Raw genomic sequence first — 25,434 nt, 5'->3', positions numbered from 1 at the left:
GGGCCGGTGAGCATGTGGCCGGGGAGCACCGGGCGGGCGGCGTCCTCCGCTACCGTGAGCGACGTGGACGAGACGGCGCCCGGGCGGGGAGCAGAGCCGGAGGGGGGCCCGGAGCGGGCCGACGGCGAGGAGCAGGGCTTCCGCGTCCATCTGGACAACTTCGAGGGCCCCTTCGACCTGCTGCTCGGGCTGATCTCCAAGCACAAGCTGGACATCACCGAGGTGTCCCTGCACAAGGTCACCGACGACTTCATCGCCCACATCCGCTCCCACGGCAAGGACTGGGACCTCGACCAGGCCAGCCACTTCCTGCTCGTCGCCGCGACCCTGCTGGACCTGAAGGCGGCGCGGCTGCTGCCGTCCGGCGAGGTCGACGACGAGGAGGACCTGGCCCTGCTGGAGGCCCGCGACCTGCTGTTCGCCCGGCTGCTGCAGTACCGCGCCTACAAGGAGGTCGCCCAGGTGCTCGCCGGCCGGATGGCCGAGGCGGGCCGGCGGTTCCCGCGCGTGGTGCCGATGGAGCCGAAGTTCGCCAACCTGCTGCCTGAGGTGCTGCTCGGCCTCGGCCCCGAGGAGTTCGCCCGGCTCGCGGCCAGGGCGCTCGCCCCCAAGGCGCCGCCGTCGGTGTCGGTCGAGCACATGTACCAGCCGAAGGCGAGCGTCAAGGAGCAGGCGGAGATCGTCGTCGAGAGGCTGCGGCGGCTCCGCAGGACCACCTTCCGGGTCCTGGCCTCCGACGCCGCCGGGACCTACGAGGTCGTCGCGCGGTTCCTGGCGCTGCTGGAGCTGTACCGGGAGCGGGCCGTCGCGTTCGAGCAGCTGGAGCCGCTCGGCGAGCTGCACGTCGCCTGGACCGGCACCGACGAGGGCGACGTGGCGGTCGGCGACGACTACGAGGGCTCGCGCGAGGCCGCGGACGCCGCGGGCAAGGACGGGAAGGACGAGGCAGACGATGACGACTGACGGACCGGGCCCCGGCACGCCGGAGCACGGCGCCCCGGACGGGGAGGCGCCCGCGGCCGGGGACGCGGCCCGGCCCGAGACCGGGCCCGAGACCGGGCCCGAGACCGGGCCCGAGACCCCGCCGGAGACCGGGCCCGAGACCCCGCCGGAGACCGGGTCCGAGACCGCGCCGGAGGACGTGCCCGGGGACGCGTCCGCCGAGGACGGCGAGGGCCTGCCGGGGCTGCGCGCCTCGATCGAGGCGATCCTGCTGGTGGTGGACGAGCCCGTCGCCGAGATCATGCTGGCGCAGCTGCTGGAGCGGCCGCGCGGCGAGATCGCCGCGACGCTGCGGGAGCTGGCCGCGGAATACACCGAGCAGGGCCGCGGGTTCGACCTCAGGGAGGTCGCCGGCGGCTGGCGGTTCTACACCCGGGACGTGTGCGCCCCGGTGGTGGAGCGGTTCGTCACCGACGGCCAGCAGGCCCGGCTGACGCAGGCCGCGCTGGAGACGCTCGCCGTCGTCGCCTACCGGCAGCCGGTGAGCCGGGCGCGGGTGTCGGCGATCCGCGGCGTCAACAGCGACGGCGTGATCCGGACGCTGACCCTGCGCGGCCTGATCGAGAACGCCGGCCAGGAACCGGAGACCGGCGCGCACCTGTACCGCACCACCGGGTACTTCCTGGAGCGGCTGGGGCTGCGCGACCTCGGCGAGCTGCCGGAGCTGGCCCCCTACCTCCCCGACGACCTGCCAGAAGACATAGTTGAGGAATCGTGACTGAGACTGAGGGCGTGCGGCTGCAGAAGGTGCTGGCCGAGGCCGGGATCGGCAGCCGCCGCCACTGCGAGGAGCTGATCGGCGAGGGCCGCGTCACCGTCGACGGCAAGCGGGTGTTCCGGTTCGGCGAGCGGGTCGACCCGCAGCGGGCCGTCATCCATGTGGACGGCAAGCGGGTCGAGACCCGCGCCGAGATGCGGTACTACATGGTCAACAAGCCGCGCGGCGTGGTCAGCACGATGTCGGACGAGCGGGGCCGCAAGTCCCTGGAGGACTACGTGGACGTGCCCGAGCGGCTGTTCCACGTCGGCCGGCTCGACACCGACACCGAGGGGCTGATCCTGCTCACCAACGACGGCGAGCTCGCCCACCGGCTCACCCATCCGAGCTACGGGGTGTTCAAGACCTACCTCGCCGAGATCCACGGGCCGATCCCGCGCGACCTCGGCAAGCGGCTGCGCGCCGGGGTGACCCTGGACGACGGGCCCGCCAAGGCCGACAAGTTCCGGGTGTTCGACCAGGTCGGCCGGCGGGTGCTGGTGGAGATCACCCTGCACGAGGGGCGCAAGCACATCGTGCGGCGGCTGCTGAAGGAGGTCGGGTTCCCGGTGCAGCAGCTGGCCCGCATAGAGTTCGGCCCGATCAAGCTGGGCCAGCTGAAGCCGGGCGGGATGCGGGCGCTGACCGTCCAGGAGATCGGCGAGCTGTACAAGGTGGTCGGGCTGTAGCCCGGGCCGCCGGTTCCGACGACACGGAGAGGGTGCGAGGTGGCGGTACGCGCGGTCCGCGGGGCGACGCAGGTGGACGCCGACGACCGGGAGGAGATCCTGGCGGCGACGGCCGAGCTGGTGAGCGAGGTCATGGGCCGCAACGGGCTGACGACCGACGACGTGATCAGCGTCCTGTTCACGGCGACGCCGGACCTGACCGCGGAGTTCCCCGCGCTGGCCGCGCGCAAGCTCGGCTTCCAGGAGGTGCCGCTGATGTGCGCGAGCGAGATCGGGGTGCCGCACGCGCTGCCGCGGGTGATCCGGCTGATGGCGCACATCGCGACGGACCGTCCGCGCTCGGAGGTCCAGCACGTCTACCTGCGCGGCGCGAAGGCCCTCAGGCTGGACATCGCGCAATAGCGCCCGAGCGCAGCGAGGCATGGGCGGGGCGCAGTAGCGCCCGAGCGCAGCGAGGCATGGACATCGCGCAGTAGCGCCCGAGCGCGGCGAGGCATGGGCCGGGCGCAATAGCCGTCGAAGGCGGCGGGACGTGGGCATCCTGCGATAAGTGGGGAGCGGACGGGGCGCAGTAGGGTGACGGGCGTGAACGAGGACGTGGTGGGCCGCATCGTCGTGGTCGGGACGGGCCTGATCGGCACGTCGGTCGCGCTGGCGATGCGCGAGCGGGGCGCCGAGGTGCTGCTGACGGACCGGGACGCGGGCGCCCTGGCGCTGGCCGTCGAGCTGGGCGCGGGGGAGGCGCTGCCGGACGGCGCGGCGGCCGAGCCCGCGGACCTGGCGGTGCTGGCGGTGCCGCCCGCCGCGGTGGCGGTGACGCTGCTGGACGCGCAGAAGCGCGGCCTGGCGACCGCCTACACCGACGTGGCGAGCGTGAAGGCGCTGCCGCTGGCGCAGGCCCGCGAGCTGGGCTGCGACCTGTCGACGTTCGTGGCGGGGCATCCCCTGGCCGGCAGCGAGCGCTCCGGGCCGGGCGCGGCGCGTCCCGACCTGTTCCTCGGCCGCCCGTGGGCGCTGTGCGCGACCCCGGAGACGGCGCCGGGGGCGGTCGCGGCGGTGACCGCGCTGGCGAAGGCGTGCGGCGCGATGCCGGTGGAGGTGGACGCCGCCGAGCACGACCGGGCGGTGGCGCTGGTGTCGCACGGCCCGCACGTGGTGTCGGCGGCGGTCGCGGCGCGGCTGACCGGCGCCGACGACGTGGCGCTGGGCCTTGCGGGGCAGGGCGTCCGGGACGTCACCCGGATCGCGGCCAGCGACCCGCGGCTGTGGATCGGGATCCTGTCGGCGAACGCCGAGCCGGTCGCGGACGTGCTGGAGGGGGTCGCGACCGATCTCGCGGTGGCGGCGTCGCTGCTGCGCGACGGCAGCGAGGGCGCCGCGGCGCACGTGGCGGACCTGCTGCTGCGCGGCAACGCGGGCCGGTCCCGGATCCCGGGCAAGCACGGCGGCGACCCGTCGGCGTACGCGACGGTGCAGGTGGTCATCCCGGACCGGCCGGGCGAGCTGGCGATGATCTTCCAGGCGGCGGGGATCGCCGGGGTCAACATCGAGGACGTGACGATCGAGCATTCGCCCGGCCGCCCGCTGGGCGTGCTGGAGCTGGCGGTGGTGCCGGAGGCCGCCGACAGGCTCGCGACCGAGCTGCGCGCCCGCGGCTGGTCGGTCCCGGGCCGCTAGCCGACCCGCCCTCCGCCCGCCCCCGCAACCCCCGCGCCCAGCCGAGCCGCGCCGCGGCAGACCTCGGTCGGCCGCGGTGTGACGCGGTGGGCCGCGGTGGTGGGCGCGGGCCGGTAGCCTGAGGCGCTGGGCCCCGCGAGGAAGACGCTCGCGTTCCGCCGCCCGCCCCGCCCGCCGCCCGCCCGTGCCGGCGGGCGCTTCGATGCCGACGAAAGGGAGCGATCGTGCCGCTCGTCATCGCCATGGACGGACCCTCCGGATCGGGCAAGTCCAGCGCGTCCAAGGGCGTCGCCCGCGCGCTCGGGCTGCGCTATCTCGACACGGGCGCGATGTACCGCGCGATGACGTGGTGGATGCTGCGCAACGGCGTCCCGGTGCAGGACGCGGACGCGGTCGCGGCCCGCGCGGGCGACCCGGTGATCGAGTCGGGCACCGACCCGGACGCGCCCGCGATCAGGGTGGACGGGCAGGACGTGTCCGGGCCGATCCGCACCCGCGAGGTGACCAACGCGGTCAGCGCGGTCAGCGCGGTCCCCGCCGTCCGGGCGCGGCTGGTGGAGCTGCAGCGTGAGATCATGGCGGCCGGGGGCATCGTGGTGGAGGGGCGCGACATCGGCACGGTCGTCGCGCCGGACGCGCCGGTCAAGGTGTACCTGACCGCCAGCGAGGAGGTGCGGGCGGCCCGCCGCGCGAAGGACCTGGCGGCCGACCCGGGCGCGTCGGTGACGGTGACGCAGGCCGAGCAGGCGCGCCGCGACCGGCTGGACTCCACCCGCAAGGCGTCGCCGCTGGCGAAGGCGGCCGACGCGCAGGAGATCGACTCGACGGAGCTGGGCCTCGCCGAGGTCATCGAGGCGGTCGTCCGCCTCGCCAAAGAGCAGGAGTGAGCGGGCGGCCTGACGGCCCCCGTGTGGGGATATGACTGTGAGCGAATACGAGATCGAGACCGTGGACGTCGCCGAGGACGTCGCCGCCGACGCGCCGCCCGCGCCGGTGGTCGCGGTGGTCGGGCGGCCCAACGTCGGCAAGTCGACGCTGGTCAACCGGATCCTCGGCCGCCGCGAGGCGGTCGTGGAGGACGTGCCGGGGGTGACCCGGGACCGGGTGGCCTACGACGCGACGTGGAGCGGGCGGCGGTTCACCGTCGTCGACACGGGTGGCTGGCTGCCGGACTCCTCCGGGCTTGCGGCGGCGATCGCCGAGCAGGCCCGGCTGGCGGTGGACCTGGCCGACGTGGTGATGTTCGTGGTGGACGCGACGGTGGGCGCCACGGACGTGGACGAGGCCGTGGTGGAGATCCTGCGCCGGTCCGGCAAGCCGGTGGTGCTGGTGGCCAACAAGGTCGACGACCAGGGCGCCGAGGCGGACGCGGCGATGCTGTGGTCGCTGGGGTTCGGCGAGCCGCATCCGGTGTCGGCGCTGCACGGCCGGGGCAGCGGCGACCTGCTGGACGCGGTGCTGGAGGCCCTGCCGGAGGAGGCGCCGCGCGAGACGTTCGGCGAGCAGGGCGGGCCGCGCCGGATCGCGCTGCTCGGCCGCCCGAACGTCGGCAAGTCCAGCCTGCTGAACAAGCTGGCGGGGGAGAACCGGGCCGTGGTGGACGCGGTGGCCGGCACGACCCGCGACCCGGTGGACGAGCTGATCGAGCTGGGCGACCGGACGTTCCGGTTCATCGACACGGCGGGGATCCGGCGGCGGCACCGGGAGAACCAGGGCGCCGACTTCTACGCGACGCTGCGCACGCAGTCGGCGCTGGAGCGCGCCGAGGTCGCGGTGGTGCTGGTGGACGCGGCGGAGCCGCTCGCCGAGCAGGACCTGCGGATCGTCTCGATGGTGATCGAGTCGGGCCGGGCGCTGGTCATCGCCTACAACAAGTGGGACCTGCTGGACGAGGAGCGCCGCCACTACCTGGACCGCGAGATCGACCGGCAGCTGCACAACGCCCGGTGGGCGCCGCGGGTGAACATCTCCGCGAAGACGGGCCGGCACATGGACCGGTTCGTGCCGGCGATCGACACGGCGCTGGACGGCTGGGGGACCCGCGTCCCGACGTCGAAGCTGAACCAGTTCTTCGCCGACCTGGTGAACTCCCACCCGCACCCGGTGCGCGGCGGCAAGCAGCCGCGGGTGCTGTTCGCGACGCAGGCGGGGGTGCGGCCGCCCCGGTTCGTGCTGTTCACCTCCGGGTTCCTGGAGGAGGGGTACCGGCGGTTCATCGAGCGCCGGCTGCGCGAGGAGTTCGGGTTCGAGGGGACGCCGCTGGACATCGCGATGAAGATCCGCGAGAAGCGCGGCAAGCCTCGCAGGTAGCGGGAAATTCGGTGCGCGGCCCGCCGGGATCTTTCCCCGGCGGGCCGCGGCGTGTCAGGATGCATCCTGCGGGCCGCGGGTAAGTCTTCCATTACTCGTTGATTCCGCAATGGAAGCGTGTTCTAGTCTGGGTGAGCGGTTCTCCCGGACGTTCATGGCGCGGTCGAGGGGTGCGACGTGAAGCTCTTGCTGCTCATTGCCGTTGCGGTCGCCTGCGTGGCGGCGAGCTTCGTCTGGCGCGAGCCGTGGATCGGCGGTGTCGGCCTGATCATCGCGTTCGTCGCCATGTTCACCGACCGCGACGACGTCAAGCTGGACGACGAGAAGGGCAGCTACGAGACCACCAAGTCCGTCCGGAACATGCGCCACAAGAACCGCTGACGGCGTCCCGGACGGCCCTGATGGTCGTCGCCCCGTACGGCCGGGCTACCGCTCGACCCCGCCCTGCTCTCCGGCCACCCGCTGGTCGCCCGGAGGCCGCGGCTGCGGCGGCGTACCGGGCCCGCCCGGCCCGCCAGGTCCGGCGCTCTCGCGCGCGTACCGGCCGAACACCAGCGGCTGCGTGGTGCCGGAGTCCTCGTGCCCCGGCTCGTCCGGCGGCGTCGCCTCGCGGACGCCGACCACCGCGAACCGGCCGAGGGCGAGCGCGGCGAAGAACACGATGACGACGCCGAGCCCGGTGAACCCGGACAGCTGCTCGGCGAGGTGCCGGCCGTTGCCGGTGCCGAGCGGTGCGCCGACGCCGGACATGTCCCACAGCGTGGCGACCGGCCCGCCCACCGCGAACCAGGCGCCGCCGAGCACGCCCAGCCAGGCACCGAGGATCGCGAACGCGCGGTGCGCGCTGAACAGCACGATCAGCCCGCTCAGCACCGTGGCCGCCGCGGGCGCGATGCTGAGCTCGAGCCGGTCGGTGTTGTAGACCCAGGTGTCGTCGGGGGCGAACCCGAAGTCGAAGTAGGGGCCGGCGAAGGGGAGCAGGCCGCCCCACAAGCCCAGCAGCACCAGCAGGATCCCGCTGATCCCGCCCCGGCTGCGCGGTACTCGCATGGTCCCAGTCATGATCATTCCTCCTGACCGGGCGACGTGATTCTGTTTTGAGCCCCCTTTACCCGCAGCGCACGCCTCCACACCGCCGTTCCGGACCGCTGTTCAGGTCACTGTTCGGACCATGGTTCGGGCCGCCGTTCAGGCCACGGTGCGGGCCAGCCGGTCCGGGTGGGCGGGGTCGACGTGCCAGCTGATCACGCGGACCGGGCGGACGCGGATCAGGTCGTCGCTGAAGAACCCCTCGCCGATGTGCATCCGGCCCTTGACCGGTTCGGCGGTCCCGCGGATCTCCACGCCGCGCCCCCAGCCGGGCCGCACCGCGTCCGGGTCGTCGGCGGGGGCCATGTCGTCGACGAGGAACGCCACCCGCGGGTCCTTCAGGATGTTGCGGTACTTGCGGCTGGCGGCGTTGGCGGGGCCGCCGATGTCGATGGTCCCGTCCTCGTTCAGCCGGAAGCCGACGGGCCGCGTCTGCGGCCCGCCGTCCGGGCCGACCGTGGACAGCCGGCCGAGGCTCTGCCCGGACAGGTAGGCGCGCTCGGCGGGGGTGAACGGGTCGGTCATCATCGGTCTCCGATCGGTGCGGGTGCCTTCGGAGCCGACGCTAGGACCTCAAGCGCGGTTCAGGTCAACCCGCGCTCTCCAGGCGTCCGGACGTGTCGCAGCCCTCGCCGGCGAGCCCGCCGGCGTGCTCGCCGGCCAGCGCGTCGCGGACGAACGCGCCCAGCGACGCGATCGCCTCGCGCGACTCGGGCAGGTACGGGCCGAACATCTGGAACACGTGGATCTGCCGGTCCCAGACCTGCAGCGTCGTCGGCACGCCGGCCTCGGCGAGCCGCCGCGCCATCAGCTCGGAGTCGCAGTACAGCAGTTCGGTGGACCCGGCCGTCAGCAGGACGGGCGGCAGCCCGGCGAGGTCGGCGCGGACGGGGGAGACCGCCGGGTCCTTGAGGTCGAGGTGGCCGAGGAAGGCCTCGACCAGCTTCTCCAGCAGCACGCCCGGGTCGGACGGGTCGAGGCCCATGTTGGCGTGCGCGAGCTTGCTCTCCAGATCCATGTCGAGCATGGGGGACAGGGCGACCAGGGCGGCGGGCATCGGCAGGCCCTCGTCGCGGGCGCGCAGCGCCGTGGCGAAGGTGAGGTGGCCGCCCGCGGAGTCGCCCATGATCACGATGTGCGCCGGGTCGACGCCGCGCTCGTCCAGCAGCCACCGGTAGGCGGCGAGGCAGTCCTCGACCTCGCGCTCGAACGGGACGGCGGGGATCATCCGGTAGTCGACCGACAGCGCTGGCACCCGGGCGGCGCCGCTGAACGAGGCGATCATCCGGCGGTGGGTGTTGAGGCCGCAGCAGACCCAGCCGCCGCCGTGCAGGTAGAGGATCACCTTGTCGCGGGACGCGGACGCGCCCGGCCCCCGCACCCATTCCGCGCCGAACCCGTCGAAGCGGACCTTCTCGATGCGGATGCTCCGCGGCGTCGGGGCCCGCCCGGCGAGCCGGTCGAGGGACGCGGCGCGCCGCAGCGCCCGGTCGTCGAAGGGGAGTGCGGCGGCCTTGGCCAGCCGGGGCCGCAGGAACCGGCGGAGTCCCGCGGCGACCGCGCGGGACCGCAGGCTCGCGGTCCCGTGCCGTTCGATGACCAGGGTCGTGGGGCGTGGCGGCGTCACCGGGGTCCTCCTCGCGACGGGGGTGTGAGTCGATGGTGACATCCGCGCGCCGCCGGTGCGCAGCCGGGTCCGAAGGACGGAAGGTGTGGCAACTGCCAGACATTCCCGTCCTTTCGGCTCGCAGATTCTGGCTGTTCGCACAGATGCAGGTGGAATCTGCGAGGGCTACGATCGTGCCCCGTGACGACGTTCAGGATCAGTGAGGCGGCCGCGCTGCTCGGCGTCAGCACCGACACCGTCCGGCGCTGGGTGGACGGCGGCCGGCTGCCGGCCGAGCGCGACGAGCACGGCCATCGGCGGGTGCCGGGCGCCGAGCTGGCCGCCTTCGTGCGCGCGCAGGCGCGCGGCGGCGCCCCCGCCGAGCAGGGCGAGCGGTTCTCCTCGGCGCGCAACCGGCTGCGCGGGATCGTCACCGAGGTCGTCCGGGACGGGGTGATGGCCCAGGTGGAGATCCAGGCCGGGCCGTTCCGGGTGGTCTCGCTGATGAGCCGGGAGGCGGCCGACGAGCTCGGGCTGCGCGTCGGCGTGGTCGCCGAGGCCGTGGTGAAGTCGACCAACGTCGTCGTCGAGGTGTCCGACCCGGGCTGACCCCCCTTCCAGGAATGGTGCTGAGAATCGTGTCCAAGCGCATTGTGGCCGCCCTGCCGGCGGCGACCCTGGCGGCCTGCCTCGCGGTGGCGGGCTGCGGTGACACCGGCGACGACGACGGCGGCTCGTCCGGCGGCGGGACCAGGACGCTGACCGTGTTCGCGGCGGCGTCGCTCACTGAGACCTTCACCGCGATCGGCAAGGGCTTCGAGTCCGCGCATCCGGGGGTGAAGGTGAGGTTCAGCTTCGGCGGCAGCGACAGCCTCGCCCAGGGCATCACGCAGGGCGCCCCCGCGGACGTGTTCGCCTCGGCGAGCCCGGCGACGATGAAGACCGTCACCGACGCCGGCGACGCCGACGGGACGCCGCAGGTGTTCACCCGCAACCGGCTGGTCATCGCCGTCCCGGCGGACGATCCCGGGAAGGTCGCCAAGGTGCAGGACCTGGCGCGGTCCGGCCTGAAGGTCGTGCTGTGCGCGCCGCAGGTGCCGTGCGGCGCGGCGGCGAAGAAGGCGCTCGCGGCGGCGGGTGTCGCGGTGAAGCCCGTGTCGGAGGAGAAGGACGTCAAGGCCGTGCTCACCAAGGTCACGCTCGGCGAGGCCGACGCCGGGCTCGTCTACCGCACCGACGCCAAGGCTGCGGGCGCCAAGGTCAGGGCCATCGAGTTCCCCGCCGCCGCCAAGGCGATCAACGACTACCCGATCGTCGAGGTGAAGAAGGCGCCGCAGGACGCGCTGGCCAAGCAGTTCGTCCAGTACGTGCTCGGACCGCAGGGCAAGGACGTGCTGACGCGGGCGGGCTTCGAGGCGCCGTGAACCCGTCCGGCCGCCCGCCGTGGTTCCTGGTGCTGCCCGCCCTCGCCGGGCTGGCGTTCCTGGTGCTGCCGCTGGCCGGGCTGCTCGTCCGCGCCCCGTGGTCCACGCTGGGCACCCGGCTCGGCGAGCCGGAGGTGCTGGAGGCGCTGCGGCTGTCGCTGATCACCGCCACCGTCTCCACGGGCGTGTGCCTGTTGCTCGGCGTGCCGCTGGCCTGGCTGCTGGCCCGGGCGCCTTTCCCGGGCGTCCGGCTCCTGCGGGCGCTGGTCACGGTGCCGCTGGTGCTGCCGCCGGTCGTCGGCGGCGTGGCGCTGCTGCTGGTGCTCGGCCGGCGCGGGCTGGTCGGCGGCTGGCTGGACTCGGCGTTCGGGATCACGCTGCCGTTCACCACCGCCGGCGTCGTGCTCGCCGAGACGTTCGTCGCGATGCCGTTCCTGGTGATCAGCGTGGAGGGCGCGCTGCGCGCCGCCGACCTGCGCTACGAGGAGGCCGCCGCGACCCTCGGCGCCGGCCGCTGGACGATCTTCCGCCGGGTCACGCTGCCGCTGGTGGCGCCGGGCGTCGCGGCCGGCGCGATCCTGTGCTGGGCGCGCGCCCTCGGCGAGTTCGGCGCGACGATCACCTTCGCGGGCAACTTCCCGGGCCGCACCCAGACCATGCCGCTCGCGGTCTACCTGGCGCTGGAGAGCGACCCGCAGGCCGCGATCGTGCTCAGCCTGGTGCTGCTGGCGGTGTCGGTGGTCGTGCTGGCCGCGCTCCGCGACCGCTGGGTGGAGAGTTCGCGATGACCGCGCCCGAGCCTGCGGAGGGCAGGGGGCTGGACGCGCGGCTCGTCGTACGGCGCGGCGCGTTCGACCTGGACCTGGCGCTCACCGCCGCGCCCGGCGAGGTCGTCGCGCTGCTCGGGCCGAACGGCGCGGGCAAGAGCACCGCGCTGCGCGCCCTCGCCGGGCTCGTCGCGATGGCGGGCGGCCACGTCCGGCTGGACGGCAGGGACCTGCGCCCGCTGCCGCCCGACCGGCGCGGCGTCGGCATGGTCTTCCAGGACTACCTGCTGTTCCCGCACCTCAGCGTGCTGGAGAACGTCGCGTTCGGGCCGCGCTGCCAGGGCGCCGGGCGGCGCGCCGCGCGGCGTCGGGCGGCCGGATGGCTGGAACGGGTGGGGCTCGCCGAGTACGCGCCGGCGCGCCCGCGGGCGCTGTCGGGCGGGCAGGCGCAGCGGGTGGCGCTCGCCCGCGCGCTGGCCGTCGAGCCGGGCCTGCTGCTGCTGGACGAGCCGCTCGCGGCGCTGGACGCGCACACCCGGCTGGAGATCCGGGCCGCGCTGCGCCGCCATCTCGCCGGGTTCGCGGGCGCGGCCGTGCTCGTCACCCACGACCCGCTGGACGCGATGGTGCTGGCGGACCGGATCGCGGTGGTGGAGGGCGGCCGGCTGGTGCAGGAGGGCGCGCCCGCCGAGGTCGCCCGCCGGCCCCGGACCGACTACGTCGCGCGGCTGGTCGGGCTGAACCTGTACCGGGGGAAGGCCGAAGGGCGCACCGTAGTCATCGGCGGCACCGAAGGCGAGTACGCGCTGGACACAGTTGACTCGCCCCAGGGTGAGGTCTTCCTGGCATTCGCGCCATCGTCGGTCGCGCTGTACCGCACCCGCCCCGACGGCAGCCCGCGCAACCTGTGGCGCACCCGTGTCGCGGCCGTCGAACGTCACGGGGACCGGGTGCACGTGCGGTTGTCCGGGCCGCCTTTCGACGCCGTCGCGGACATCACTCCGGCCGCGGTCGCCGAGCTCCAATTGTCCGAGGGCAGCACGATATGGGCGGCCGTCAAGGCCACCGAAACCCACGTTTACCCAGCTTGAGCGGCCTCAAGCGGCAGGGTGGCCGGGCGGCGTCCGCGGCGCCCGTCCCTCAGTGATATCAATCACAAAAGGGCGCGGGAAGGCCCGGAAGCCGCCGGGATTGGTCCAGACCAAATGGCAAAAACGTCGGGTCTTGTTCATCATGCAAACATCCTGCGAACAGCTGAAGGAGTTGCCCGTGTCCAACCAGGTCCCCGGCCTCGACCAGGCCCCTACCGGCCACACCGAACTAGTTGAGTGGGTACGCGGGATCGCCGAGCTGACCGGGCCCGACCGCGTCGAGTGGTGCGACGGCTCGGACGAGGAGTGGGAGCGCCTGACCGGCCTCCTCGTCGAGCAGGGCACCCTCACCCGCCTCGACCCCGCCAAGCGGCCCAACAGCTTCCACGCGGCCTCCGACCCCACCGACGTGGCCCGCGTCGAGGACCGGACGTTCATCTGCTCCGAGAAGGAGGAGGACGCCGGCCCGACCAACAACTGGATCGCGCCCGCCGAGATGAAGCAGACCCTCAACGGGCTCTTCGACGGCTGCATGAAGGGCCGCACCATGTACGTGGTGCCGTTCTGCATGGGCCCGCTGGGCGGCAACATCTCCCAGCTCGGCGTCGAGATCACCGACTCCGCCTACGTCGCGGTGTCGATGCGGATCATGACGCGGATGGGCACGGGCGCGCTGCGGCTGATCGAGGAGCGCGGCTCCTACGTCAAGGCCGTCCACTCGGTCGGCGCGCCGCTGGAGCCGGGGCAGGCCGACGTCAGGTGGCCGTGCAACTCCACCAAGTACATCACCCATTTCCCCGAGACCCGGGAGATCTGGTCCTACGGGTCCGGCTACGGCGGCAACGCCCTGCTGGGCAAGAAGTGCTACGCGCTGCGGATCGCCTCGACGATGGCCCGCGACGAGGGCTGGATGGCCGAGCACATGCTCGTCCTGAAGCTCACCCCGCCGGAGGGCGAGACCCGCTACGTCGCCGCCGCGTTCCCGTCCGCGTGCGGCAAGACCAACCTCGCCATGCTGGAGCCGACCATCCCGGGCTGGAAGGTCGAGACCATCGGCGACGACATCGCCTGGATGCGGTTCGGCGACGACGGCCGCCTGTACGCGATCAACCCCGAGGCCGGCTTCTTCGGCGTCGCGCCCGGCACCGGCGAGAGCACCAACGCCAACGCGGTCCGGACGCTGTGGGGCAACAGCATCTTCACCAACGTCGCGCTCACCGACGACGGCGACGTGTGGTGGGAGGGCCTCACCGACGAGCCGCCCGCGCACCTGACCGACTGGAAGGGCAACGACTGGACGCCCGCGTCCGACGCGCCCGCCGCGCACCCGAACGCCCGCTTCACCACCCCGGCCGGGCAGTGCCCGATCATCGCCGACGAGTGGGAGGACCCGAAGGGCGTGCCGATCTCGGCGATCCTGTTCGGCGGCCGGCGCGCGTCCGCGGTCCCGCTGGTCACCGAGTCCTTCGACTGGCAGCAGGGCGTGTTCCTCGGCGCCAACATCGCCTCGGAGAAGACCGCCGCCGCCGAGGGCACCGTCGGCGAACTGCGCCGCGACCCGTTCGCCATGCTGCCGTTCTGCGGCTACAACATGGGCGACTACTTCGGCCACTGGCTGGAGATCGGCAAGGCCACCGACGCCGAGAAGCTCCCGCGCATCTACTACGTCAACTGGTTCCGCAAGAACGCCGACGGCAAGTTCGTCTGGCCGGGCTTCGGCGAGAACAGCCGCGTGCTGAAGTGGATCGTCGAGCGGCTCAACGGCAAGGCCGACGCCGCCAAGTCCCCGATCGGGCACCTGCCGACCAGGGAGGCGCTCGACACCGAGGGCCTCGACCTCGACGACGCCGACCTGGAGACGCTGCTGTCGGTCGACACCGAGGTGTGGAAGCAGGAGGCCGCGCTCGTGCCGGAGTTCTTCGAGAAGTTCGGCGACCACATGCCGAAGGCGCTGTGGGACGAGTACCACGACCTGGTCCGCCGCCTGGAGGCCTGATCGCGCGACGCCCGTCCCGCCGGACGCGCCGCAACGGCTCCGATCGCCCCGCCCGCGCCCGCTCGCCTGAGATCCTTCGGCGAGCGGGCGCGAGCTCTTTCGAGGAGGCGGGAGCGGAACATGTGGCATGACCTGTTCGGGATGGGCGTCCCGGTCGCCGACAAGGTGACCCGGTCGGCCGCGGTCTTCCTGGTGATCGTCGTGCTGCTGCGGGTGGCCGGGAAACGGGAGCTGGCGCAGCTCAACGGCTTCGACTTCGTGGTCATGCTGCTGCTGTCCAACGTCGTGCAGAACGCGGTCATCGGCCCGGACGACTCGCTGACCGGGGGAGTGCTCGGCGCCGTGGTGCTGCTGGCGCTGAACGCGGCGCTGGTGCGCGCGGCGCTGTTCCTGCCGTGGCTGTCCGGGCTGGTGCACGGCCGGGCGAGCGTCCTGGCGCAGGACGGCGCGTACCGGCGGCGGACGCTGCTGCGGCTCGGGCTGCGTCCCGGCGACGTCGACGAGGCGATCCAGGAGCAGGGCGGCGACGACGTCGCCGACACCCGGCTGGTCACCCTGGAGCCGGGCGGCGCGGTGGTGGTCCGGCTGCGGGACGAGGAGCAGTCCGCCAGCGCCGGCGACGTCGCCGACCTGCGCGCGCGGCTGGAGCGGATCGAACGGCACCTGGAGCGGCTCGCCGCGCGGCACTGACCGCGCAGGCTTTGCCCAGTTCGGGGTGGTTGTTGGGGGTTTCGTCGGTGACCGTCGGCTGCAATGGGGAGACGTCCACCGCCCCGGGAGGCCGCGATGTTCGACCTGATGACCCGCCACTGGTGGGTGCTCGCGCTGCGCGGCGCGTTCGCGATCCTGTTCGGCGTGGTCGCGTGGGTGTGGCCGCACATCACGCTGTGGGTCCTGGTCGTGCTGTTCGGCGCGTACGCGCTGGTGGACGGGGTGACCGCGGTGGTGCACGCGATCCGCGGCACGACCGGCGGGCCGCGCGGCCTGCTCGCGGTGTCGGGCGCGGCCGGCATCGTGCTCGGCGTCGTCGCGATGGCCTGGCCGGGCCTCACCGCGCTCGCGCTGCTCATGCTGATCGCCGCGTGGGCGGTCGTCACCGGGGTGCTGGAGATCGTCGCGGCGGTGGCGCTGCGCCGGGAGCTGCGCGGCGAGTGGATGTACGCGCTGACCGGCGCGATCTCGATCGTCTTCGGGATCCTGCTGTTCGCCTGGCCGGTGTCGGGCGCGCTCGCGGTCGTCTGGCTGATCGGCCTGTTCGCGATCCTGTTCGGCGCCGCGCTGGTCGGCGCGGCGCTGCGGCTGCGCGGCCTCGGCAGGCGGGCGGAGCGCGGCGGCGCGGGCATGGGCGCGGCGAGGCCCCGCTGGCATTGACCGGCCGGTAACCTCAAGTCCGGTTGAGGTCGCATAGGATGCGCCCCATGACGCGCCTGGAGCACCGCAAGCACGAACTGACCGTCGGGCAGCTCGCCGAGCGCAGCGGCGTGGCCGTCTCGGCGCTGCACTTCTACGAGGCCAAGGGGCTGATCAGCAGCCGCCGCACGGCCGGGAACCAGCGCCGCTTCAGCCGCGACACGCTCCGCCGCGTCTCGTTCATCAAGGTCTCGCAGCGGGTCGGCATCCCGCTCGCCGACATCAGGGACGCCCTCGCCACCCTCCCCGAGGAGCGCACCCCGACCGTCGGCGACTGGGCGCGGCTGTCGGACCTGTGGCGCGCCGACCTGGACGCCCGCATCCGGCAGCTGGAGCGGCTCCGCGACGACCTCACCGAGTGCATCGGCTGCGGCTGCCTGTCGATCAGCAAGTGCGCGCTCGCCAACCCCTACGACCGGCTCGGCGACGAGGGCCCCGGCCCGCGCCGCCTCCTCGTCGACCGCGCCGCCCCGCGGGACGGCGAGCGGACCCGCCTGGCGCAGGACGACGCGACGCGCGGCGACGCCCCGTCCTGCGACGCGTCCGCGAAGAAGGGCGGGCCGGCGCCCTGCACCGCCGGGTGCTGACCCGCCCTGCCGCTAGTCGCGGCTGTGCGGGTCGATGCGCCGCGGCGAGGGCTCCCGCCCCGCCGGCTGGCTCGGCGCCTCACGGGCCGGGAGCTGCTCGATCGGCAGCGTGACCGGCTCGTCCCCGAGCTCGAACTCCTCGCCGTGGTGCCACAGCCGGATCTCCGGGCCGTCCAGCAGCTCGTAGGTGGCCGTCTCCGCGGTGACCTCGACCCGCACCCGGCTGCCCCGGTAGCGCATCCGGAACGCCAGCCGGCTGATGCCGCCCGGCAGCCGCGGCGCGAACCGCAGCCGCCCGCCGCCCGCCCGCATCCCGCCGAACCCGGCGACGAGCCCGCTCCACGCGCCCGCCATCGACGCCACGTGCAGCCCGTCGCGGGTGTTGTGGTTCAGGTCGTGCAGGTCCATCAGCGCGGTCTCGCCGAGGTAGTCGTGCGCCAGCTCCAGGTGCCCGACCTCGGCCGCGACCACCGCCTGCGTCTGCGCCGACAGCGACGAGTCGCGCACCGTCAGGCTCTCGTAGTACCCGAAGTCGCGGGCCTTCTGCTCGTCGGTGAACTCGTCCCCGCACAGGTGCAGCGCCAGCACCAGGTCCGCCTGCTTGACCACCTGCTTGCGGTACAGGTCGAAGTAGGGGAAGCTCAGCAGCAGCGGGTAGTGGTCGGGCTTGGTCGCCGCGAAGTCCCAGCGGGCGTGGTTGGTGAAGTTCTCGCTCTGCGGGTGGACGCCCAGCCGCTCGTCGTAGGGGATCACCATCGCCGCCGCCGCGTCCCGCCACGACGCGGCCTCCTCGGCGTCCACGCCGAGCCGGTCGCAGATGTCGGGATGGCGCATCGCCGTCTCCGCCGCCTCCAGCAGGTTCCGGCGCGCCATCAGGTTGGTGTAGACGTTGTTGTCCACGACCGCGCTGTACTCGTCCGGGCCGGTGACGCCGTCGATGCGGAACACGCCGCCGACGTCGTGGTGGCCGAGGCTGCGCCACAGCCGCGCCGTCTGCACCAGGATCTCCAGCCCGATCTCCCGCTCGAACTGCTCGTCCTGCGTGGCGTCGATGTACCGGACGACGGCGTCGGCGATGTCGGCGTTGATGTGGAACGCGGCGGTCCCGGCGGGCCAGTAGCCCGAGCATTCGTGGCCGCGGATCGTCCGCCACGGGAACGCCGCACCGGCCAGGCCGAGCTGGTAGGCCCGCTCGCACGCCAGCGGCAGCGTCATGTGCCGCCAGGCGAGCGCGTCGGCGGCGGAGTCGGGCGCGGTGTAGGTCAGCACCGGGAGCACGAACGTCTCGGTGTCCCAGAACGTGTGCCCGTCGTAGCCCGGCCCCGTCAGCCCCTTCGCCGGGATCATCCGCCGTTCCGCGCGGGCGCCCGCCTGCAGGGTGTGGAACAGCCCGAACCGGACCGCCTGCTGGATCTCGGCGTCCCCGTCGACCTCCACGTCGGCGCCGCACCAGAAGTCGTCCAGGTACTGACGCTGCTCCTCCAGCAGCCCCTCCCAGCCGGTCTGCCGCGCGCCCGCCAGCGCCCCGACCACCTGGTCGTGCAGCGCCGGCCGGGACCGCTGGCTGGACCACCCGTACGCCAGGTACTTGATGATCCGCAGCCGCTGCCCGGGCTCCAGCCGCGTCGCGACCGTCAGCCGGCCCACGTCGGGGGAGCTCTCGGTCTCGATCGCCATCGACTCGGGGCCCTCGATGTGGTGCGACATGCCCGCCGACATCCGCAGGCCGCTCTGCCGCGTCCGGTGCAGCAGCAGCACCTTGGTGCCGTTGGCGACGTGCTCCTCGCTGATCAGCGGGTGGTCGAGGATCGCCGAGGCGCGCGGGTCCTTGTTGCCGTCCGGCAGCGCCTCGTTGGCCACCAGCTCCGACTGCGCGACGACCCGCATGGACTGGTTGACCGGCTCCACCTCGTAGCAGATCGCCGCCACGGCCCGCTGCGTCAGCGACACCATCCGCACCGACGTCAACTTGATGCGCTGGTCGGCGGGCGAGGTCCACTCCACGTGCCGGGTCAGCGTGCCCGCCCGCATGTCGAGGACCCGCTCGTGGTGGTGGACGCGCCCGTACCGCACGTCCAGCGGCTCGTCGTCCACCAGCAGGCGGATCACCTTGCCGTTGGTGACGTTGATGACCGTCTGCCCCGACTCGGGGTAGCCGTAGGCGACCTCGGCGTGCGGCAGCGGCCGCTGCTCGTAGAAGGAGTTCAGGTAGGTGCCCGGCATGCCGTGCGGCTCGCCCTCGTCGAGGTTGCCGCGCATGCCGAGATGGCCGTTGGACAGCGCGAACACCGACTCGCTCTGCGCCAGCCGGTCCAGCCGCAGCTCCGGCTCGCGCACGCACCACGGCTCGACGGTGAAGGCCGGCCGGTCGACGCTGGTCTGCCCCTCCCGGTCGGTCACTCGCCCTCCAGCAGCTCGGACAGGTCGTCGACGACCACGTCGGCGCCGTGCTCGGCGAGCGCCCTGGCGTGCTCCTCGTCGACCCGGTTGACGCCCACCACGTACGCGAACCCGCCGGCCCGGCCCGCCTGCACGCCGGCGAGCGCGTCCTCGAACACCACGGCCCGCTCGGCGGGCACGTCCAGTTCCTGCGCCCCCGCAAGGAACATGTCGGGTGCGGGCTTGCCGGGCAGGTTCCGCTCCGCCGCGACGACGCCGTCCACCCGCGCGTCGAACAGGTCGGTGATGCCGACCGAGCGCAGCACCTGCACGGTGTTGGCGCTGGAGGACACCACGGCCGTCTTCAGCCCGGCCTCGCGGGCCGCGCGGACGAAGTCGATCGACCCGTCGAAGGTCTCCACGCCCTTCTCCTCGATCAGCTTGAGGACGAGGGCGTTCTTGCGGTTGCCGAGGCCCCGGACGGTCGCGTTCTCCGGCGGGTCGTCCGGGTCGCCCTCGGGCAGCGTGATGCCGCGCGACTCCAGGAACGAGCGCGTCCCGTCCTCGCGCTTCTTGCCGTCGACGTAGCGGCCGTAGTCCTTCACCGGGTCGAAGGGGACGAACGGCTCGCCGCTCTCCCGCGCGCGTTCGCGCAGGTAGCCGTCGAACATCTCCTTCCAGGCCGCCGCGTGCACCGCCGCGGTCCGGGTAAGCACCCCGTCGAGATCGAAAAGACACGCCGACGCCGCGTCCGGCAGTCCCAGCATCCGCACCCCCTGGATGACACGGTCGGAATCGTTGCTCACGTGCGTCCCCGTTCCCGTGCCGGAACAGGACATGCGGGGCCGGCGTTCGAACGGGGGAGGTCATGATCGTCGTACAACCCCTTGGCCAGGGTGGCACACGAAGAGGAGAGAACCAATGCAAACGGCGCGCATAGGTGTCACCGGGCTCGCGGTGATGGGCCGCAACCTCGCCCGCAACCTCGCCCGGCACGGCCATCCCGTCGCCGTGCACAACCGCACCGCCGCCCGCACGAAGGCGCTGGTGGAGGAGTTCGGCGACGAGGGGACCTTCCTGCCCGCCGAGACGCCCGAGCAGTTCGTGGCGTCGCTGGAGCGCCCCCGCCGCCTGGTGGTCATGGTGAAGGCGGGCGCGCCCACCGACGCGGTCATCGACGAGTTCGCGCCGCTGCTGGAGCCCGGCGACATGATCGTGGACGGCGGCAACGCGCACTTCGCCGACACCCGCCGCCGCGAGGCCGCGCTGCGCGAGCGCGGCGTCCACTTCGTCGGGGCGGGCATCTCCGGCGGCGAGGAGGGCGCGCTGCACGGCCCGAGCATCATGCCGGGCGGCTCCGCCGAGTCCTACGAGGCGCTCGGCCCGCTGCTGGAGGACATCGCCGCGAAGGTCGACGGGACGCCCTGCTGCACCCACGTCGGCCCCGACGGCGCCGGGCACTTCGTCAAGATGGTGCACAACGGCATCGAGTACTCCGACATGCAGCTGATCGCCGAGTCCTACGACCTGCTGCGGCACGCCGCCGGGCTCGCGCCCGCCGAGATCGCCGAGGTGTTCCGCACCTGGAACACCGGCCGGCTGGAGTCCTACCTGATCGAGATCACCGCCGAGGTCCTCGCGCACACCGACGCCGCCACCGGCGAGCCGTTCGTGGACGTGGTGCTCGACCAGGCCGAGCAGAAGGGCACCGGCCGCTGGACCGTCCAGACGGCGCTGGACCTCGGCGTCCCGGTCGGCGGCATCGCCGAGGCCGTGTTCGCCCGGTCCGTCTCCGGCCACGCCGACCTGCGCGAGGCGTCCCGGAACCTGCCGGGGCCGGCGCGCGCCGCGACCGCCGGGTCCGGCTTCGCCGACGCCGTGGAGAAGGCGCTCTACGCCTCCAAGATCGTCGCGTACGCGCAGGGCTTCCACGAGATCCAGGCGGGCAGCGCCGAGTACGGCTGGGACATCGACGCCGGCGCGATGGCGACCATCTGGCGCGGCGGCTGCATCATCCGCGCCCGCTTCCTGGACCGGATCCGCGCCGCCTACGAGGCCGACCCGTCCACGCCGACGCTGCTCACCGACGACCACTTCGCCGAGGCCCTCGGCGACGCCCAGGACGCCTGGCGCGAGGTCGTCGCGACCGCCGCCCGCCTCGGCATCCCCGCACCCGGCTTCGCGACCGCGCTCGCCTACTACGACTCGCTGCGCGCCGACCGCCTGCCGGCCGCGCTCACCCAGGGCCAGCGCGACTTCTTCGGCGCCCACACCTACCGCCGCGTCGACCGCGACGGCTCCTTCCACACCCTCTGGGGCGGCGACCGCACCGAGGTGGAGGCCTGACGGAGCCGCCGGCCCGGCGGGAGGCTCAGCCCTCGCGCCAGGCCGGCGACTCCAGCGCGCCCGCGGCCTGCGGGCCCATCAGCCCGAGCGCCCCGTCCACGAACAGCGAGGCGCCCGTGACGTAGGACGCGCCGGGGCCCGCCAGGAACGCGATCGCCTCGGCGACCTCGCGGGCGTGGCCGGGCCTGGCGAGCGGGTAGCCGGGCCTGCTGTCGGGCTCGGGCGGCTCGTCGTGCTGCCCGGTCATCGGCGTGGCGATCTCGCCGGGCGCGACCGTGTTCACCGTGATCCCGTACTGCGACAGCTCCAGCGCCAGGACGCGCGCGAGCATCTTCAGCCCGCCCTTCGCCGCGCAGTACGGCCCCGACCCGACGCGCGGGTACTCCTCGTGGACGCTGGTGACGTTCACGACCCGCCCGCCCCCACCGCGGTCGATCATCCGGCGCGCCGCCCGCCGGGTGCACAGGAACGCGCCGTCCAGGTCGACCGACAGCACCTCGCGCCACTCGCCGAGGTCCATGTCGAGGACGGGCCGCGCGCTGCCGGTGCCGGCGTTGTTCACCAGCACGCCCAGCCCGCCGAGCTCGTCGGCCAGCTCGTCCACCGCGCCGGCCGCCTTCTCCGGGTCGGTGAGGTCGTGCCGCCGGACGGCGGCCCGCCGCCCGGCCTCGGCGACCTCCCGGGCCGTCCCCTCGGCGCCCTCGCGGTCGGACCGGTACGTCACGCCGACGTCGAAGCCCTGCCGGGCCAGCAGGACCGCCGTCGCCTTCCCGATGCCGCTGTCGGCTCCGGTGACGACGGCGACCCGGTCGTATCCGCTCACGACTCACCGTCGTCGCGCTCGACCCCCGCGATCGGGTTGCCGTCCCGCGTGCCGCTGCCCTCCCTGCTCTCGTAGCCCTCCGCGGCGCTGCCGTTCCCCGGCACGATCCGCTCGCGCGGCAGCTCCTCGTGCCCCGAGCTGGCCCCGGGACCGCGGTCGGCGGGATCGGTCCTCTTCTTCTCCATCGCTGCGCCCTCTCGTGTCCGTTGCGGTTGCGTCCCGCACGTTGTAACCGCACAACCGCCCCCTAACCCGGGCGGGCAGTAGGGTCGGGGCGTGCGGATACCGGGGGACGAGGAGATTCGGGCCCTGCACGAGCGGCTGGCGCCGAGCCGGGAGGCGTTCGAGCTGGTCTGGACGCACTGCGCGATCGTGTGCCGGATCGCCGAGCGGCTCATGGAGAGCGGCGGACCGGACGTCGACAAGGATCTCGTGCGGGCCGGGTGCCTGCTGCACGACGTCGGCGTCTACCGGCTGTACGACGTCACCGGGGAGTTCGACCACAAGCAGTACATCCGGCACGGGGTGCTCGGGCACGAGCTGCTGGCGGAAGAGGGCTATCCCGAGGTGCTGTGCCGGTTCTGCTCGCACCACACCGGGATGGGGCTGACGCGCGACGACATCGAGCGGCAGAATCTGCCGCTGCCGCCCGCCGACTACGTGGCCGAGACCGGCGAAGAGCGGCTCGTCATGTACGCGGACAAGTTCCACAGCAAGACCAGGCCGCCGACGTTCGTGGACGCGTCGTCCTACGCCGTCCACGTCCGGCGGTTCGGCGGGGACAAGGTCGCCGCCTTCAAGGAGCTGCGCGATCTGTACGGCGAGCCCGACCTCAGGCCCCTGGCGGCCGAGTACGGCCACGCGCTCGTGTGACGCCGGGCGCGCCGTTGCGCCTGCCGGCCACGTCGGCTGTAGCTCCTGGCGGCCGGGTTGGCGCGGGCAGTGGGCGATCCGGGGCAGGATGGAGGGGTGAGCCTGATCGATGAGCTTCCTTCCGGTACCGACGCCGATCCCGATTCGCTGTTCGAGGCGTTCGGGCGATGGGTGTCGGGGCGCGGGATCACGCTGTACCCCGCGCAGGAGGAAGCGCTCATCGAGGTCGTGTCGGGCGCCAACGTGATCCTTTCGACGCCGACCGGGTCGGGCAAGAGCCTGGTCGCGGCGGGCGCGCTGTTCGCGGCCCTCGGCAAGGACCAGGTCGGGTTCTACACCGCGCCGATCAAGGCGCTGGTCTCGGAGAAGTTCTTCGACCTGTGCGAGATGTTCGGCCGCGAGAACGTCGGGATGATGACCGGCGACGCCAGCGTCAACGCCGACGCGCCGATCGTGTGCTGCACCGCCGAGGTGCTGGCCAACATCGCGCTGCGGGACGGCGCCGACGCCGACATCGACGTGGTCGTGATGGACGAGTTCCACTTCTACGCCGAGCCCGAGCGCGGCTGGGCGTGGCAGATCCCGCTGCTGGAGCTGCCGCAGGCGCAGTTCCTGCTCATGTCGGCCACGCTCGGCGACGTCGGGTTCTTCCAGAAGGACCTGACGCGCCGGACGGGCCGGCCGACCGCGCTGGTGACCTCGGCGGAGCGGCCCGTCCCGCTGATCTACGACTACCGGGTCACGCCGCTGCACGAGACGATCGAGGAGCTGCTGGCCGAGCAGAAGGCGCCGATCTACCTGGTGCACTTCACCCAGGCGGCGGCGATCGAGCGGGCGCAGTCGCTGATGAGCATCAACGTGTGCACCAAGGCGGAGAAGGCGCGGATCGCCGAGCTGATCGGCGGGTTCCGGTTCACCACCAAGTTCGGGCGGAACCTGTCGCGGTTCGTCCGGCACGGGATCGGGGTGCACCACGCGGGGATGCTGCCGAAGTACCGGCGGCTGGTGGAGCGGCTCGCGCAGGCCGGCCTGCTGAAGGTCATCTGCGGGACCGACACGCTCGGCGTCGGCGTGAACGTGCCGATCCGCACGGTGGTGTTCACCGCGCTGAGCAAGTACGACGGGCACCGGGTGCGGCGCCTGCGGGCGCGGGAGTTCCACCAGATCGCCGGACGCGCCGGCCGCGCCGGGTTCGACACCGTCGGGTTCGTCGTCGCGCAGGCCCCCGAGTACGTGGTCGAGAACGAGAAGGCCCTGGCCAAGGCGGGCGACGACCCGAAGAAGCGGCGGAAGGTGCAGCGCAAGAAGCCGCCGGAGGGGTTCGTCGGCTGGGACGAGGAGGTCTTCAAGAAGCTCCAGGACGCGGAGCCGGAGATGCTGCGGTCCCGGTTCCAGGTGTCGCACGCGATGCTGCTGTCGGTGATCGCCCGTCCCGGCAACGCGTTCCAGGCGATGAAGCGGCTGCTGACCGACAACCACGAGGAGCCGTCGGCGCAGCGCCGGCACATCTCCCGCGCCATCGCGATCTACCGGTCGCTGCTGGCCGGCGGGGTGGTGGAGGTGCTGCCCGAGCCCGACGACGTGGGCCGCCACGCGCGGATCACCGTCGACCTCCAGGAGGACTTCGCGCTCAACCAGCCGCTGTCGACGTTCGCGCTGGCCGCGTTCGAGGTGCTGGACCCGGCGTCGCCGTCGTACGCGCTGGACGTCCTGTCGGTGATCGAGGCGACGCTGGACGACCCGCGGCAGATCCTCGCCGCGCAGGTCAACAAGGCGCGCGGCGAGGCCGTCCAGGAGATGAAGGCCGAGGGGATCGAGTACGAGGAGCGGATGGAGCTGCTCCAGGACGTCGACCACCCGAAGCCGCTGGAGGACGAGCTCGACGCCGCGTACGAGATCTACCGGGCCGGTCACCCGTGGGTCGGCGACCACCCGCTGCGCCCGAAGTCGATCGTGCGGGACATGTACGAGCGGGCGATGACGTTCACCGAGTACATCGGGTACTACGAGCTGGCGCGGGCCGAGGGCCTCGTCCTGCGGTACCTGTCGGGGGCGTACAAGGCGCTGCAGCAGACCGTCCCCGAGTCGATCAAGACCGACGACCTGATCGACCTGATCGAGTGGCTGGGGGAGCTGGTCCGGCAGGTCGACTCCAGCCTCCTGGACGAGTGGGAGCAGCTCGCCAACCCCGCCGACGAGGACGTGGACGAGCCGATCGTGGACCGGGTCACGAAGGTGACCGCGAACGCGCGCGCGTTCCGCGTGCTGGTCCGCAACGCGATGTTCCGGCGGGTGGAGCTGGCGGCGCTGGAGCGCTACCACGAGCTCGGCGAACTGGACCCCGACTTCGGCGCGGACGCCTGGCGGGAGGCGATGGACGGCTACTTCGCCGAGCACGACGAGCTGCTCACCGGCCCGAACGCGCGCGGGCCGAAGCTGCTGCAGATCGAGGAGGTCCCGCAGGACGCGCTGTGGCGGGTCCGGCAGGTCTTCGACGACCCGGCGGGCGACCACGACTGGGGGATCTCCGCCGAGGTCGACCTGGCGGGCTCCGACCAGGAGGGCGCGGCCGTCATCCGGGTCACCGCGGTGGACCGCATGTGAGCGT

Annotated in this window: 26 protein-coding genes; 19 read left to right on the top strand and 7 right to left on the bottom strand. The window is 73.2% G+C overall.

The genetic code is table 11. The features are described 5' to 3' along the window. Positions 1–63 precede the first annotated feature (63 nt). From QP089_RS40455 to QP089_RS40420, 8 genes are all read left to right on the top strand, one after another. On the top strand, positions 64–963 hold the full coding sequence (locus QP089_RS40455) for a segregation and condensation protein A (protein WP_285919462.1): 900 nt from the start codon (positions 64–66) through the stop codon (positions 961–963). Continuing rightward, entirely contained in the window at positions 953–1,720 is a 768-nt protein-coding gene (scpB, locus tag QP089_RS40450; protein ID WP_446474129.1) for an SMC-Scp complex subunit ScpB, read from the top strand. Before QP089_RS40455 ends, scpB begins: the two co-directional genes overlap by 11 nt. Further along, a complete protein-coding gene (locus QP089_RS40445) occupies positions 1,717–2,448 on the top strand; it encodes a pseudouridine synthase (protein ID WP_285919460.1) in 732 nt (243 codons plus the stop codon). The genes scpB and QP089_RS40445 overlap by 4 nt, the downstream gene beginning before the upstream one ends. Positions 2,449–2,487: 39 nt before the next feature. Beyond that, positions 2,488–2,850 (top strand): chorismate mutase, encoded by a 363-nt coding sequence (gene aroH / locus QP089_RS40440; protein WP_285919459.1) that lies wholly within the window; start codon positions 2,488–2,490, stop codon positions 2,848–2,850. Between the two features lie 174 nt (positions 2,851–3,024). Further along, the gene (locus QP089_RS40435) at positions 3,025–4,125 is read left to right on the top strand and encodes a prephenate dehydrogenase (RefSeq protein WP_446474128.1); all 1,101 of its coding nucleotides are present in this window, start codon (positions 3,025–3,027) and stop codon (positions 4,123–4,125) included. A gap of 224 nt (positions 4,126–4,349) precedes the next feature. Continuing rightward, positions 4,350–5,012, top strand: coding sequence for a (d)CMP kinase (gene cmk / locus QP089_RS40430; RefSeq protein ID WP_285919455.1), 663 nt, complete (start codon positions 4,350–4,352; stop codon positions 5,010–5,012). 31 nt (positions 5,013–5,043) lie between these two features. Further along, entirely contained in the window at positions 5,044–6,435 is a 1,392-nt protein-coding gene (der, locus tag QP089_RS40425; RefSeq protein ID WP_285919454.1) for a ribosome biogenesis GTPase Der, read from the top strand. Between the two features lie 177 nt (positions 6,436–6,612). Then, positions 6,613–6,816 carry a hypothetical protein gene (locus QP089_RS40420; RefSeq protein ID WP_285919452.1) on the top strand — a complete coding sequence of 68 codons (204 nt, stop codon included), beginning with the start codon at positions 6,613–6,615 and terminating at the stop codon, positions 6,814–6,816. Between the two features lie 45 nt (positions 6,817–6,861). Here QP089_RS40420 and QP089_RS40415 read toward each other — a convergent pair whose 3' ends face one another. The 3 genes from QP089_RS40415 to QP089_RS40405 all read right to left on the bottom strand — a co-directional run bounded on the left by QP089_RS40415 (position 6,862) and on the right by QP089_RS40405 (position 9,151). After that, complete coding sequence (locus tag QP089_RS40415) at positions 6,862–7,497, bottom strand: hypothetical protein (protein ID WP_285919451.1); 636 nt, start codon at positions 7,495–7,497, stop codon at positions 6,862–6,864. A 126-nt stretch (positions 7,498–7,623) separates the two neighbouring features. Beyond that, positions 7,624–8,052, bottom strand: a complete 429-nt coding sequence (locus tag QP089_RS40410) for a PPOX class F420-dependent oxidoreductase (RefSeq protein ID WP_285919449.1) — start codon at positions 8,050–8,052, stop codon at positions 7,624–7,626. Between the two features lie 61 nt (positions 8,053–8,113). Beyond that, positions 8,114–9,151: an alpha/beta hydrolase gene (locus tag QP089_RS40405; protein WP_285919447.1), complete on the bottom strand. Its 1,038-nt coding sequence runs from the start codon at positions 9,149–9,151 to the stop codon at positions 8,114–8,116. Positions 9,152–9,331: 180 nt separating this feature from the next. Between QP089_RS40405 and QP089_RS40400 the strand changes: the two genes are divergently transcribed. From QP089_RS40400 to soxR, 8 genes are all read left to right on the top strand, one after another. Beyond that, positions 9,332–9,739, top strand: a complete 408-nt coding sequence (locus tag QP089_RS40400) for a TOBE domain-containing protein (RefSeq protein WP_285919445.1) — start codon at positions 9,332–9,334, stop codon at positions 9,737–9,739. A 14-nt stretch (positions 9,740–9,753) separates the two neighbouring features. Beyond that, a complete protein-coding gene (gene modA / locus QP089_RS40395; protein ID WP_446474127.1) occupies positions 9,754–10,554 on the top strand; it encodes a molybdate ABC transporter substrate-binding protein in 801 nt (266 codons plus the stop codon). Further along, positions 10,551–11,342, top strand: a complete 792-nt coding sequence (locus QP089_RS40390; protein ID WP_285919441.1) for an ABC transporter permease — start codon at positions 10,551–10,553, stop codon at positions 11,340–11,342. Before modA ends, QP089_RS40390 begins: the two co-directional genes overlap by 4 nt. Continuing rightward, positions 11,339–12,412 carry an ABC transporter ATP-binding protein gene (locus QP089_RS40385; protein ID WP_285919439.1) on the top strand — a complete coding sequence of 358 codons (1,074 nt, stop codon included), beginning with the start codon at positions 11,339–11,341 and terminating at the stop codon, positions 12,410–12,412. Before QP089_RS40390 ends, QP089_RS40385 begins: the two co-directional genes overlap by 4 nt. 178 nt (positions 12,413–12,590) lie before the next feature. Further along, positions 12,591–14,408, top strand: a complete 1,818-nt coding sequence (locus tag QP089_RS40380) for a phosphoenolpyruvate carboxykinase (GTP) (RefSeq protein ID WP_285919438.1) — start codon at positions 12,591–12,593, stop codon at positions 14,406–14,408. Between the two features lie 120 nt (positions 14,409–14,528). Then, positions 14,529–15,098 (top strand): DUF421 domain-containing protein, encoded by a 570-nt coding sequence (locus QP089_RS40375; protein ID WP_285919436.1) that lies wholly within the window; start codon positions 14,529–14,531, stop codon positions 15,096–15,098. Between the two features lie 63 nt (positions 15,099–15,161). Further along, a complete protein-coding gene (locus tag QP089_RS40370) occupies positions 15,162–15,779 on the top strand; it encodes an HdeD family acid-resistance protein (protein WP_285919434.1) in 618 nt (205 codons plus the stop codon). A gap of 47 nt (positions 15,780–15,826) precedes the next feature. Further along, the gene (soxR, locus tag QP089_RS40365; protein ID WP_446474126.1) at positions 15,827–16,405 is read left to right on the top strand and encodes a redox-sensitive transcriptional activator SoxR; all 579 of its coding nucleotides are present in this window, start codon (positions 15,827–15,829) and stop codon (positions 16,403–16,405) included. 12 nt (positions 16,406–16,417) lie between these two features. Here soxR and QP089_RS40360 read toward each other — a convergent pair whose 3' ends face one another. Together QP089_RS40360 and QP089_RS40355 are read right to left on the bottom strand one after the other, a co-directional pair. Beyond that, on the bottom strand, positions 16,418–18,805 hold the full coding sequence (locus QP089_RS40360; protein ID WP_285919431.1) for a glycoside hydrolase family 65 protein: 2,388 nt from the start codon (positions 18,803–18,805) through the stop codon (positions 16,418–16,420). Further along, a complete protein-coding gene (locus tag QP089_RS40355) occupies positions 18,802–19,551 on the bottom strand; it encodes an HAD family hydrolase (protein ID WP_285919539.1) in 750 nt (249 codons plus the stop codon). Before QP089_RS40355 ends, QP089_RS40360 begins: the two co-directional genes overlap by 4 nt. Positions 19,552–19,705: 154 nt before the next feature. Between QP089_RS40355 and gnd the strand changes: the two genes are divergently transcribed. Continuing rightward, entirely contained in the window at positions 19,706–21,130 is a 1,425-nt protein-coding gene (gene gnd, locus QP089_RS40350; protein ID WP_285919429.1) for an NADP-dependent phosphogluconate dehydrogenase, read from the top strand. A 25-nt stretch (positions 21,131–21,155) separates the two neighbouring features. On the opposite strand, the gene QP089_RS40345 is transcribed toward gnd, so the two are convergent. Together QP089_RS40345 and QP089_RS40340 are read right to left on the bottom strand one after the other, a co-directional pair. Next, complete coding sequence (locus tag QP089_RS40345) at positions 21,156–21,953, bottom strand: SDR family oxidoreductase (RefSeq protein ID WP_285919427.1); 798 nt, start codon at positions 21,951–21,953, stop codon at positions 21,156–21,158. After that, positions 21,950–22,138, bottom strand: a complete 189-nt coding sequence (locus QP089_RS40340; protein WP_285919425.1) for a hypothetical protein — start codon at positions 22,136–22,138, stop codon at positions 21,950–21,952. Before QP089_RS40340 ends, QP089_RS40345 begins: the two co-directional genes overlap by 4 nt. A 91-nt stretch (positions 22,139–22,229) precedes the next feature. On the opposite strand from QP089_RS40340, the gene QP089_RS40335 reads away from it, so the two are divergent. Together QP089_RS40335 and QP089_RS40330 are read left to right on the top strand one after the other, a co-directional pair. Then, entirely contained in the window at positions 22,230–22,826 is a 597-nt protein-coding gene (locus tag QP089_RS40335) for an HD domain-containing protein (RefSeq protein ID WP_285919423.1), read from the top strand. 96 nt (positions 22,827–22,922) lie between these two features. Further along, positions 22,923–25,430: a DEAD/DEAH box helicase gene (locus QP089_RS40330; RefSeq protein ID WP_285919421.1), complete on the top strand. Its 2,508-nt coding sequence runs from the start codon at positions 22,923–22,925 to the stop codon at positions 25,428–25,430. Positions 25,431–25,434 lie beyond the last annotated feature (4 nt).

The organism is Actinomadura opuntiae, from assembly GCF_030283205.1.
Classification (GTDB): domain Bacteria; phylum Actinomycetota; class Actinomycetes; order Streptosporangiales; family Streptosporangiaceae; genus Spirillospora.
Note: the sequence above shows the minus strand (reverse complement) of the source record. Positions and strands in the feature narration are given on the sequence as shown.

Bases quoted from the DNA above. Each gene is read 5' to 3' on its own strand.
- QP089_RS40340 (WP_285919425.1), bottom strand. From the start codon at position 22,138: ATGGAGAAGAAGAGGACCGATCCCGCCGACCGCGGTCCCGGGGCCAGC.
- QP089_RS40410 (WP_285919449.1), bottom strand. From the start codon at position 8,052: ATGATGACCGACCCGTTCACCCCCGCCGAGCGCGCCTACCTGTCCGGG.
- gnd (WP_285919429.1), top strand. From the start codon at position 19,706: ATGCAAACGGCGCGCATAGGTGTCACCGGGCTCGCGGTGATGGGCCGC.
- QP089_RS40375 (WP_285919436.1), top strand. From the start codon at position 14,529: ATGTGGCATGACCTGTTCGGGATGGGCGTCCCGGTCGCCGACAAGGTG.
- der (WP_285919454.1), top strand. From the start codon at position 5,044: ATGACTGTGAGCGAATACGAGATCGAGACCGTGGACGTCGCCGAGGAC.
- QP089_RS40415 (WP_285919451.1), bottom strand. From the start codon at position 7,497: ATGACTGGGACCATGCGAGTACCGCGCAGCCGGGGCGGGATCAGCGGG.
- scpB (WP_446474129.1), top strand. From the start codon at position 953: ATGACGACTGACGGACCGGGCCCCGGCACGCCGGAGCACGGCGCCCCG.
- QP089_RS40370 (WP_285919434.1), top strand. From the start codon at position 15,162: ATGGGGAGACGTCCACCGCCCCGGGAGGCCGCGATGTTCGACCTGATG.
- soxR (WP_446474126.1), top strand. From the start codon at position 15,827: ATGACGCGCCTGGAGCACCGCAAGCACGAACTGACCGTCGGGCAGCTC.
- QP089_RS40385 (WP_285919439.1), top strand. From the start codon at position 11,339: ATGACCGCGCCCGAGCCTGCGGAGGGCAGGGGGCTGGACGCGCGGCTC.
- QP089_RS40355 (WP_285919539.1), bottom strand. From the start codon at position 19,551: ATGCTGGGACTGCCGGACGCGGCGTCGGCGTGTCTTTTCGATCTCGAC.
- modA (WP_446474127.1), top strand. From the start codon at position 9,754: ATGGTGCTGAGAATCGTGTCCAAGCGCATTGTGGCCGCCCTGCCGGCG.